Here is a 10,380-nt window from a genome sequence, read left to right on the forward strand (position 1 = left end):
GATCACCGGCAACGCCACGTTCAGGATCGAGAAGTCCACCGCCAGCATGAACTGCGCCACCAGCAGCACCACCAGCACCAACTTCAAACGCCCGTGCAAACGAACCGGGCCCTCCCCCACACCCTCCGCAACCCGAGCACCCTCGACAACCGACATCGTCCTCACACATCCCTTCCGACCGACACGGCACGAGGAGGCCGTGTTCCGGAATCGACTGTGGACGGGCCGGCGGGGGTTACCCAGCCCCCTGGTTCTGCTGGCGCCGCGCAAGCTAGCACTCGCAGGGCCACCCTTGCGGGCAGCGCCCCGCGCGCTGCCCGGGCAGACTGGAGGGCATGGACACACCTACCGCCCTGGGCGAGTTCCTGCGTACGCGCCGGGCCCAGCTCCAGCCGGAAGACGTCGGCCTCCCCTCGCACGGCACCCGCCGCCGGGTGCCCGGGCTGCGGCGCGAGGAGCTGGCCCTGCTCGCCGGTGTGAGCATCACGTACTACACGCACCTGGAACAGGGGCAGAGCACCAACGCCTCGGACAGCGTCCTCGACGCCCTGGCGCGCGCCCTGAACCTGACGCCGGACGAGCACGCGCACCTGCTGAACCTGGCCCGCCCGCCGCGGGCCAAGCGGAGCCCGTCGCCCCGGCCCGAGTACGCCCGGGAGGCCACGAAGCGGCTGATCGGCGCGATGCCGCAGGTCCCGGCCGTGGTGCTGGACGGCCGCAACAACGTACTGGCCTGGAACCCGCTGGGCCACGCCCTGCTGGCCGGCCATCTCGATGCGGCGAGCCCCGGCGACCCGGCCGTGCGCCCCAATCTGACGCGGATGCTCTTCCTCGACCCGCACACCCGGGAGCTGTACACGGACTGGAGGAACGAGGCGCGCGTGGCGCTCGCGGCGCTGCGCCTGGTCGCCGGCCGCAACCCCGAGGACCGGGCGCTCGCCGAGCTCATCGGCTCGCTCATGCTGCAGAGCCCCGACTTCGCCACGCTGTGGTCCAAGCACCCCGTACGCGACTGCACGGTCGGGACGAAGGAGCTGCACCACCCGGTGGTCGGGCCGCTGACCCTGGACTTCGAGAACCTGCACCTCACCGACGGCACCAACCACCGGATGCTGCTGTACACGGCCCCGGCCGGATCGCCCTCCGATGCGGCGCTGCGGATGCTGTCGAGCCTGGCGGCCGGTGTGCAGGGGCCGGCGCCGGACGGCCCGAAGCCCGCCTCCGCGGATGCGGACGCGGGCGGCGGGCGGGAGCGCTGAGGAGAGCGGGGGCCGGAGCGGGGGTGGGACCCGGGCCGGGTCCTCAACCGGCCCCCGCCGGTCACAGGGTGCGGCCTGCGGCGGCCGGTACGTGCGCTTCGGCGCCGGCGGGGACGCCGGCCGCAGCGCCTTCCGCCGGGGCCGGGGCCTCGGCGGGGGTCCGGGCCGGGACCGCGGCCGTACGGGAGGCCTTGCTGCGGCCGAAGCGCCGCATCATCGGCATCTCGACGAAGCGGAAGAGCAGCCAGCCGCCCAGCAGCGAGGCGCAGAAGAAGCCGGCGACGACCAGCAGGGCCATCGGGACGCTAAAGGTGTGCTCACCGAACAGCGAGCGGAGGTAGAAGATCGTGACGCCCTGCACGAGGTAGAAGCCGAAGGACACCTCGCCGAGCCAGACCATGACGCGGCTGCGCAGGAAGGTGTGCCGGCCCTCCACGTCGGCGGAGGCGGTGGCGCCGATGAGCGCGCCGACGGGGACGATCGTGGCGACGACGAAGCCGTACTGGAACGGGGCGACCAGCGCGGCGGCGTAGCCGAGGACGGTCAGGGCCGCGGAGACGCCGAAGCCGACGCGGCGCGGCCAGAAGCCGGCCAGGACGATCCGGGCGAGCAGGATGCCGAGGGTGAACTCGAAGAGGCGGCCGGCCGGCAGCAGGTAGCCGAACCAGAACTGCATGCCGGAGATCGGGGTGATGGTGGACTTCGGGGTGTCGGGGACGAGGTAGGTCGAGATCAGCTGGACGGCGACCATTGCGGCGATCATCGCGGCGCTCCAGCCCCACAGGGCGCCCGCGCGGCGGAGCTTGCGGATCGGGACGATCAGCAGCGGGAAGAGCACGTAGAAGAGGAGCTCGCTGCCGAGGGACCAGCTGGGCGGGTTCACGCTGAGGTTGACGGTGGGCTGCGGCCACCAGGTGTGGATGAGGAGCAGGTTCGGCAGCCAGTCGGCCACGCCGGTGACGGCCGCGCCCGCGAAGAGGACCATCGCGGCGGTGAAGACGACGACGTGGTTGGGGAAGATCTTCAGCAGTCGGCGGCGGAGGAAGGCGGTGGCGCGCTCCCCCGGCTTGGCGGCCCAGGCGAGGACGAAGCCGGACAGGACGAAGAAGAAGGAGACGCCCAGGTAGCCGGCCTTGCCGAAGGCGGTGGAGAACCAGTGGGAGACCTCCGCGTCGGCGAAGGGGTTGATCGGGGCGTTGGGCGGGATCGGGGAGTCCGTCAGGGACGAGTGGAAGAAGAAGACGGAGAGTGCGGCGAAGAACCGCAGGCCGGTCAGTGAGGGCAGCTTCGCCCGCTTCGCGGCGTCGGAGGACGTCGTGGAGGCCACAGGGATCGCTCTTTCGTCAAAGAGGTCGGAAGAGGTTTCGTGAGGGTCGGCCGCCGGGGCCGTGTCCGCCGTGCGGCGGGACACGGCCCCGGCGGCGCGAAGGGGCGTCGCGTCGCGGGACTGCCCGTTGAGGGTTCGGGCCCGGCCTACTGCTCGCTCTGCCCGGCCGGCTCGGCCGACTCGGCCTGCCCGATGGGCTCGGACTGGCCGACCTGCTCGATCTCGTTGCGGTAGAGCATGAGCTTCGCGTCCTTGGCCACGTAGTAGTTCTGGACGGAGTAGGCGATGGTCGCGAAGTCCAGCCGGCCGTCGCCGTTGAAGTCGGCGGTGGCGATGCGGGCGACGGACTCCTCGGAGACGCGCCACTTGGCCCAGATGCCGTTGGCGGCGTCGATCGCCTTGTAGTACATGACCCCCTGCCACGGCCACGGCCCGCGCAGGGCGACGAGGAACTCGTCGTCGCCGTCGCCGTCGAAGTCGGCGCAGACGATCTGGTGGCCGGGGCCCTCGCCGTTCTCGTTGGGGTCGCCGTACACGTCCAGCAGGACGCGGTTCCAGCCCCGGCCGCCGCCGTCGCCGTTCTTGGTGTAGACGGCCACCGTGTTGCCGTGGAAGGGCTCGATGGCGGCGACGTACGCCATCGGGTCGTCGCCGAGGCGTCCCGCGTTCAGGTCGCCGCTGCCGCGGAAGCCGGTCTGCTCGAACTGGGTGAGCTCGCCGGTGCCGATCAGCTCGCGGATCCACTCCTGGCGGGCCTCGTCGTAGTACAGCCAGGTCACGCCCTCGTCGGAGGCCAGCAGGATCGACTCGAGGTCGGAGCCGGGGATGAGGCCCTTTTTCTTCTCCGCGCCGTGGATCATCCGGAAGTGGCTGTCGTCGATGACCGTCATCGGCCATTCCTCGGCGGTGTGCACGTCGTCGGGCTGCGTGAAGAGCACGACGGGCAGGACGGCGTGCACGTCCTCCTTGGCGACGATGGGCAGGCCGATGATCTGGAGCCGGTCGGTGCGGGTGAAATGGCCGGCGCGCAGGCGGTGCATCCCGGTGGCGCGTCCGACGTAGTGGCGCTTCCAGCGCGATTCGTCCTTGTCGGGGGTGCCGGGGTTCTCCAGCCAGTCGATCTTCCCGCCCTCGGTGTTGGCGTCGTGGATCGTGCCGATCGGCCCGTAGAGGTCGTAGCAGACGATGACGTCGGGGTGGCCGTTGCCGCTGACGTCGGCGAAGTCGGCGCCCACGGGCATCTTGATGCGGTCTGCTATGAGGCGGCGGGTCCAGTCGCCGTCGTTGGCGTACCAGTAGATCTCGCCGAGGCGCAGGCCGTAGCCGAACAGGTCGGGCCTGCCGTCGCCGTCGATGTCCGGGGCCTCCAGCCAGTAGCCGTCGCGCAGCTGGTCGGCGACGAGCTCGGCGGTGAACTTCGGGGCGCGCAGGGTGTTGTCGGTGTTCTTGCCGGCGGCGGTCATGAGCGGGTCTCCAGGAGGGCGGCGGGGCGGGCTGCGGGAAGGGTGGTGGTGGGGAGCGTGCGCAGGGCGCGGGGTACGGGGTGGTACTCGATGGCGAGCCAGATGCAGTCGGTGTCGGCCCGGTACTGGTGCATCGGGTAGTGGTAGGTGCACTGGGGGCCGGTGGCGCAGAAGGGGTCCGGGGTGGTGTAGCCGGGGCTCATCAGGACGTCCTGGTAGAGGGAGGCCTGGTCCTGGTTGCGGAACCGCTGCATGCGGCCCAGGCCGTGCACCTGGGTGTGCACCTCGATGAAGTCGTGCTTGTTGTGGATGAAGCAGTCGGTGCCGGCCGGCGCGAACCACAGGTTGGCGCGGACGTTGAACTCCCGCAGGTACCCCTCCGTCTCGCTTTCGCCGAGCACGTAGGAGGGGTCGAACAGCACGGTGTTGATGTCGTCCTGGGAGCTGCGGTAGAGCGGGGTCTCCCGGGGGAAGTCCCCGTGGTCGGAGGTGTCGGCCAGGTGCGACCAGCCGGGCTGGTCGACGATGCCGGCCACGTCGGCGCCTTCGCCGGCGCTGCGCAGCAGGATCAGCGCGTCGGCCTGCTCGATACGGGTGTCGGCGAGCACCGTCGAGGACAGCGGGGGGATGGTCTTGCGGGGCTCCTCCGCAATGGTCACCGGCTTCACGCCGGGGTTGACGACGATGGTGCGGCCTTCGACGGGGTGGTCCACGGCGTCTCGGACGAGCGCGGCCCTCAGGTACGGGGTGCTGAAGTTCAGCGGGCGTTCGGTGGCGGACGGTGTGGCACGCATGCGGGCGCTTCCTCTCGGTGGCTTCAGGTGCGGGCGAAGTCGGCCGTGCGGGCGAGCTCGACGCTGAGCTCGTCGACGGCGGTCTCGGGGACGAACGGCTCGGGGGCGGGCCCCATGCCGAAGAAGTGGGCGAGGGCGGCGACGGTGCGCTCGGTGGCGCAGCCGTCCCCGTACGGGTTGGCGGCATTCGCCATGCGGTCGTACGCCTGCCGGTCGCGCAGGATCGCCAGGGTGTCGGCGACGATGCCCTCGGTCTCGGTGCCGACGAGGCAGGCGGTGCCGGCGACGATGGCCTCGGAGCGCTCGGTGACGTTGCCGAGGACGAGGGTGGGCTTGCCGAGGGCGGGCCCCTCCTCCTGGCTGCCGCTGCTGTCCGAGACGATGACGTCGGCGCGGCCCATGAGCTTGCAGAAGCTGAGGTAGGGCAGCGGGTCGACGACGGTGATGGCCGGATGGGCGCCGATGTACGGCAGCAGCGCCTCGCGGACGACGGGGTTGCGGTGCAGGGGGACGACGACGCGGACGCCGGGCTCGTCGGCGATCCGGGCCAGGGCCTGCCCGATCTTCGGCAGGTGCGGCCAGGCCTCGCGGCGGTGCGCGGAGGCCAGGACGATCCGGCGGGGGTCCTCGTCGAGGTCGGCCAGGGCGGGGTCGCCGTAGTCGTCGGCGCGGCCGCTGGCCCAGCGCAGGGCGTCGATGACGGTGTTGCCGGTGACGGTGATGGTGTCGGCGGCGATGCCCTCGCGGAGCAGGTTGGCCATGTTGCCCGGGGTGGGGGCCAGGTGCAGGGCGGCGACCTGGGCGACGAGCCGGCGGTTGCCCTCCTCGGGGAAGGGCGAGCCGAGCCGGCCGCTGCGCAGGCCGGCCTCGACGTGGACGACGGGGATCCGCTGGTGGAAGCCGGCGAGGGCCCCGGTGAGGGTGGTGGCGGTGTCTCCGTGGACGAGTACGGCGTCGGCGGGGGCGGTGACGAAGTAGTCCTCCAGGCCGCGCAGCGAGCGGTAGGTGACCTGGGAGAGGGTCTGCTTGGGAGCCATCACGTCGAGGTCGACGTCGGCGGTGAGGCCGAAGGCGTCGAGGGTCTCGTCGAGCATCTGGCGGTGCTGCCCGGTGGAGATCACGACGGGTGCGAAGCGCGGGTCGTCCTGGAGGGCGCGGATGACCGGGGCGAACTTGATGGCTTCGGGCCGGGTGCCGAGGACTACGGCGACGGAACGCATGGTTTCCTCTACTTCCATTTCTTCCATGACGGATGGATTCGAGCCAGGGCGTGCAGGGATGACGGGAGCTCGGCATGGCGGTGCCGAGGGCTGTTCCGTGGGTGGTGGCCAGGGGATCGGGTCTCTCGCGAGAGGCGTTTTCGGCTGCTCTCTTCCGGCCAGGAACAAGCTTTCCCGGAGCGGGTCGGGGAGTCAACGAACCCCCGCGCGGCCACTCGAACAGCTGCGCGGGGGAACGACAGAAGCCCTGTGCACCGGGGACCGGGCACAGGGCTTCTGCGGAGGAGCGGGGAAAGGGGGAAGGGGGAGGGGAAGGGGAAGGGGGGAAGGGGCGTCAGCGGGCGGGCTTGACGGACATGGAGTGGCGGAAGAAGTCGGACGGGTCGTACCGCTTCTTCACCTGCTGGAGGCGCGGGTAGTTGTCCTTGTAGTACAGCGTGGTCCACGGCACGCCGGAGCGGTTGCGGTGCGGGTCGGTGATGTCGCGGTCGGGGTAGTTGATGTAGCAGCCGTCGGTGTTGTCGTCGATCAGCGGCACGCCGCCGGTCGCCGAGAAGAAGTCCTCGTACAGGTCGCGCAGCCAGCCCAGGTAGAAGCCGTCCTCCCTCTCGTCCTCCCAGAAGGTCTGGAAGCACATCTTGAAGATGGAGGAGCGCTGCGCGTTGGCGGTCGCGTCGGGCGCGGCGGCATTGACCTGGCCGCCGAAGGAGAACAGCACCAGCATGGTGTCCGGATTGGTGAAGTCCGGCCGGCTCATGTAGCGGTAGAGCGTCGCGATCTGGTGGTCGCTGAAGTTCCGCTTCATGTAGGCCGACTTGTGGCCGCCGCGGGACGTCGGATTGGTGATGGTCGGGTTGTTGGTGCCGACCAGCCGGGTCGCCTGGAGCCATGGCAGTGTCTTCGGCTCGGCGAACTGCGGCATCGCGGGCAGCTCGCCGGTGGGGCGGGTCAGGGCCTTGGGGGTGACTCCCGTGCCGGCGGTGATCGCCGCCAGGTAGTCGTCGAGCAGCTTGCGCGCGTTCGGTACGGTCGCGTCGACCTGGGTGAACATGCCCAGGCTGCCGTGGGCCTTGGAGCTGACGTTGAAGAGGCTGGAGAGGTGGCGGTACGGGGAGTCCGGGGCGCTGTTGGCCGCGTGCCAGGCCCCGAAGTTCTTCAGGAGCCGCGCGAACTTGGCTTCGGTAAGCTGCTCCCACGGGAAGTCGACGGCACTGACCAGGACGGTGGACGGCGGGGATATCAGCTGCCGGGAGGGTTCGGTGCCCTTCGCGTCCGGGGAGCGGAACCAGTACCGGGTGACGAGGCCGAAGTTGCCTCCGCCGCCGCCGGTGTGCGCCCACCACAGGTCCCGGTTCGGGTCGTTCTTCTCCCGGGTCGCCACGATCGTCCGTACGCCGCCCTTGCCGTCGGTCACCACCACCTCGACGGCGTAGAGGTGGTCGACGACCAGGCCGTGGGCGCGGGAGAGCAGGCCGTAGCCGCCGCCCGCGATGTGCCCGCCCGCGCCGACGCTGTAGCAGATGCCGCCGGGGACGGTGACGCCCCATCCCTTGTACAGGGCCTCGTACACGTTCATCAGCCGGGCGCCGGGTTCGACGACGAAGGCCCGGAAGGCCGGGTCGTAGCCGACGTGGGTCATCTCGGAGAAGTCGAGGATGACCTCGGTCTCCGGATGGGCGGCGAAGTCGGCGAAGCAGTGGCCGCCGCTGCGCAGGGAGACGCGCTTGCCGGCCCGGACCGCGTCGCGCAGGGCCTGTTCGGCGTCCGCGGTCGAGCGGACCATCTTGACGTAGTCGGGGCGGGCGACGAAGCGCTGGTTGTTGCCGGTGGTCAGCAGCGGGTAGCGGGGGTCTCCGGGCTTGACGACCGATCCGCCGCCGGCGGCCGCACCGGCCGCCGCGTTGGCCGGGCTCGGGGCGGGGGCCGCGGTGGCCGCGGCCTGGCTGCCGAGCGCGCCGGCCACTGCCGCGCCTCCGACGACGGCCGCACTGCGCGTGAGCATGGTCCGGCGATCGACACCGTTCATGGCTGTTCCTCAACTCCTGTTCGATGATGGGGTGGTGCCGTACCCGGCTCCGGCCGCATCCGCCGCGGCGGGTGAGTCACCGGGACCGGTGGGAAGGGGTTCCGCGGGCAGCGGGCGCGGCCCGCTCCTGCGGTCGAGCCGCCCCGAGAGGACCGCGGTGCCCAGGCCGGCCGCCGCCAGGCCGGCGCCGATCCAGGTCGGTGCGGTCCAGCCCAGGCCGTGGGCGACGGCGAGGCCGCCGAGCCAGGCCCCGAGGGCGTTGCCGAGGTTGAAGGCCGCGATGTTCGCCGCGGAGGCCAGGGCCGGGGCCCCTGCGGCCTGCTGCATCACGCGGGCCTGCAGCGGGGGGACCGTCGCGAAGCCCACCGCGCCGAAGGCGGCGAGGGTGATCGCGGCGGGCAGGGCGGCGTGCGAGGTGAAGGTGAACACCACCAGCACCAGGCTGAGGCCGCCGAGGATCACGTACAGGCTGCGCATGAGGGACCGGTCGGCGGCCCGTCCGCCCGCCACGTTGCCCACGCAGAGCCCGACGCCGAAGAGGACGAGGAGCCAGGCGACGGCGCCGTCGGAGAATCCGGCGAGCTCGGTCATCATCGGCGCGAGGTAGGTGAAGGAGGCGAAGACGCCGCCGAATCCAAGCACGGTCGTGGTCAGCGCCAGCCACACCTGCGGCTTGCGGAAGACGGCGAGTTCGCCGCGCAGCGCTCCGGCCTGCGGTTTCGGCTGCTTGGGTACGAGGCCGACGAGGCCGAGCATGCCGACGACTCCGACGGCGGTGACGGCCCAGAACGTCGAGCGCCAGCCGAACTGCTGGCCCAGCAGGGTGCCGAGCGGGACGCCCAGCACGTTGGCCAGGGTCAGGCCGGTGAACATCAGGGCGATGGCGCTGGCCCGCCGGTCGGGGGCGACCACGTCCGCGGCGACGACCGAGCCGATCCCGAAGAAGGCGCCGTGGGTGAGGGCGGCGATCAGCCGGCCGGCCATGAGGGCGGAGTAGTCGCCGGCCAGCGCGCACACCAGGTTGCCCGCGATGAAGATGCCCATGAGCACCACGAGCATGGTCTTGCGCGGCAGCCGGGCACCGGCGGCGGTCATCAGCGGGGCGCCGACGACCACGCCGAGCGCGTAGCCGGTGACCAGCATGCCGGCGGACGGGATGGACACGGACAGGTCGCCGGCGACGTCCGGGAGCAGGCCGACGATGACGAATTCGGTGGTCCCGATGCCGAAGGCGCCGATCGCGAGGGCGAGGAGGGGGAGGGGAAGTCGCATCGGCCCGGTCAGATCTGTCTCAGGGCGCCGCCGTCGACGCTCCATTCGGCGCCGGTGACCTGGCCCGCGAGCGGGGACAGCAGGTAGGCGACGATGCGGGCGACGTCCTCGGGGGTGCCGATGCGGCCGCTCGGGAGCCGGCGCTCCTCGCGGATGAAGTGGTCCACGGCCTCGTCGGCGGGGAGGCCGAAGCGCCGGCCGAGCTGTTCGGCGAAGCCGCCGGGCGCGTCGAAGAGGGCGGTACGGGTGGGGCCCGGCGAGACCACGTTGGAGCGCACGCCGCGGGGCCCGAACTCCGCGGCCAGGGACTTGGACAGGGAGAGCAGCGCCGTCTTGGTGGCGGCGTAGTCCACGATGCCGGGGTCGGGGAAGCGGGCGGCCTCGCTCGCGATGTGTACGAGGGCACCGGCTTCCGCTTCCAGCAGCGCGGGGAGGGCGGCGCGGGTCATGCGGACCGCAGAGTGGAAGTTGACCTCGAAGGTGTCGTGCCACTGCTCGTCGGTCACGGCGAGGAAGCCCGTACGGGACTCCAGCGCGCCGGCGTTGTTGACCAGGCCGTCGAGGCGGCCGTGGCGGTCCCGCACGGTGTCGACCACGTGCCGGGCGGCGCCGGGGTCGGTGAGGTCGGCGGTGACGGTGCTGACGGTGCCGCTGCGTCCGCCGGTGTCCTCGGGGGTCCACGGCTTGCGGGCGACGCCGACGACGGTTGCGCCCTCGGCCGCCAGCAGGCGGGCGGTCGCCGCGCCGATTCCGGAGGATGCTCCGGTGACGAGGTAGACGCGGTCTTCGATACGGAGGTCCATCACGTTCCTTGGGAGAAGGAGACCTGTGTGCGTGGGGGGGAGGGAGGGGAGGCGGCCCGGCCCGGCCGGGCCGCCTCTCGGGGGGAGGGGCAGACAGCGCGTCTGTCAGGCGGTGGTGGCCGTGTGCTTGGCGCGGAGGAAGAGGACCGTGGACAGGGTCCCGACCAGCACGATCGCGGTGTTCACGATCACCGCGGTGGTGATGCCCGCGTGGAT

8 protein-coding genes and 1 pseudogene are annotated in these 10,380 nt (G+C 71.6%); 1 reads left to right on the top strand and 8 read right to left on the bottom strand.

The features are described from left to right. Positions 1 to 156 (bottom strand): annotated as a pseudogene (locus AB0953_RS35120) (MFS transporter); the annotation flags it as partial. Between the two features lie 179 nt (positions 157 to 335). On the opposite strand from AB0953_RS35120, the gene AB0953_RS35125 reads away from it, so the two are divergent. After that, positions 336 to 1,259 (top strand): helix-turn-helix transcriptional regulator, encoded by a 924-nt coding sequence (locus AB0953_RS35125; protein ID WP_366863666.1) that lies wholly within the window; start codon positions 336 to 338, stop codon positions 1,257 to 1,259. Between the two features lie 61 nt (positions 1,260 to 1,320). Here the strand turns inward: AB0953_RS35125 and AB0953_RS35130 are convergent, their stop codons facing one another. The 7 genes from AB0953_RS35130 to AB0953_RS35160 form a co-directional block, all read right to left on the bottom strand. Then, on the bottom strand, positions 1,321 to 2,586 hold the full coding sequence (locus tag AB0953_RS35130) for an acyltransferase (RefSeq protein ID WP_366863667.1): 1,266 nt from the start codon (positions 2,584 to 2,586) through the stop codon (positions 1,321 to 1,323). Between the two features lie 146 nt (positions 2,587 to 2,732). Then, positions 2,733 to 4,049, bottom strand: coding sequence for a VCBS repeat-containing protein (locus AB0953_RS35135; protein WP_366863668.1), 1,317 nt, complete (start codon positions 4,047 to 4,049; stop codon positions 2,733 to 2,735). Then, positions 4,046 to 4,843, bottom strand: coding sequence for a hypothetical protein (locus tag AB0953_RS35140; RefSeq protein ID WP_366863669.1), 798 nt, complete (start codon positions 4,841 to 4,843; stop codon positions 4,046 to 4,048). Before AB0953_RS35140 ends, AB0953_RS35135 begins: the two co-directional genes overlap by 4 nt. Before the next feature lie 23 nt (positions 4,844 to 4,866). Further along, a complete protein-coding gene (gene wecB / locus AB0953_RS35145) occupies positions 4,867 to 6,063 on the bottom strand; it encodes a UDP-N-acetylglucosamine 2-epimerase (non-hydrolyzing) (protein WP_366863670.1) in 1,197 nt (398 codons plus the stop codon). A gap of 334 nt (positions 6,064 to 6,397) precedes the next feature. After that, complete coding sequence (locus AB0953_RS35150) at positions 6,398 to 8,089, bottom strand: FAD-binding protein (RefSeq protein WP_366863671.1); 1,692 nt, start codon at positions 8,087 to 8,089, stop codon at positions 6,398 to 6,400. Positions 8,090 to 8,098: 9 nt separating this feature from the next. Beyond that, positions 8,099 to 9,361, bottom strand: coding sequence for an MFS transporter (locus tag AB0953_RS35155; RefSeq protein WP_366863672.1), 1,263 nt, complete (start codon positions 9,359 to 9,361; stop codon positions 8,099 to 8,101). 8 nt (positions 9,362 to 9,369) lie between these two features. Continuing rightward, positions 9,370 to 10,164, bottom strand: a complete 795-nt coding sequence (locus tag AB0953_RS35160) for an SDR family oxidoreductase (protein WP_366863673.1) — start codon at positions 10,162 to 10,164, stop codon at positions 9,370 to 9,372. Positions 10,165 to 10,380: the final 216 nt, after the last annotated feature.

Origin of the sequence: Streptomyces sp. NPDC046866, from assembly GCF_040704625.1 — a bacterium.
GTDB lineage: Bacteria > Actinomycetota > Actinomycetes > Streptomycetales > Streptomycetaceae > Streptomyces.

Bases quoted from the DNA above. Each gene is read 5' to 3' on its own strand.
- AB0953_RS35125 (WP_366863666.1), top strand. From the start codon at position 336: ATGGACACACCTACCGCCCTGGGCGAGTTCCTGCGTACGCGCCGGGCC.
- AB0953_RS35135 (WP_366863668.1), bottom strand. From the start codon at position 4,049: ATGACCGCCGCCGGCAAGAACACCGACAACACCCTGCGCGCCCCGAAG.
- AB0953_RS35140 (WP_366863669.1), bottom strand. From the start codon at position 4,843: ATGCGTGCCACACCGTCCGCCACCGAACGCCCGCTGAACTTCAGCACC.
- wecB (WP_366863670.1), bottom strand. From the start codon at position 6,063: ATGCGTTCCGTCGCCGTAGTCCTCGGCACCCGGCCCGAAGCCATCAAG.
- AB0953_RS35150 (WP_366863671.1), bottom strand. From the start codon at position 8,089: ATGAACGGTGTCGATCGCCGGACCATGCTCACGCGCAGTGCGGCCGTC.
- AB0953_RS35155 (WP_366863672.1), bottom strand. From the start codon at position 9,361: ATGCGACTTCCCCTCCCCCTCCTCGCCCTCGCGATCGGCGCCTTCGGC.
- AB0953_RS35160 (WP_366863673.1), bottom strand. From the start codon at position 10,164: ATGGACCTCCGTATCGAAGACCGCGTCTACCTCGTCACCGGAGCATCC.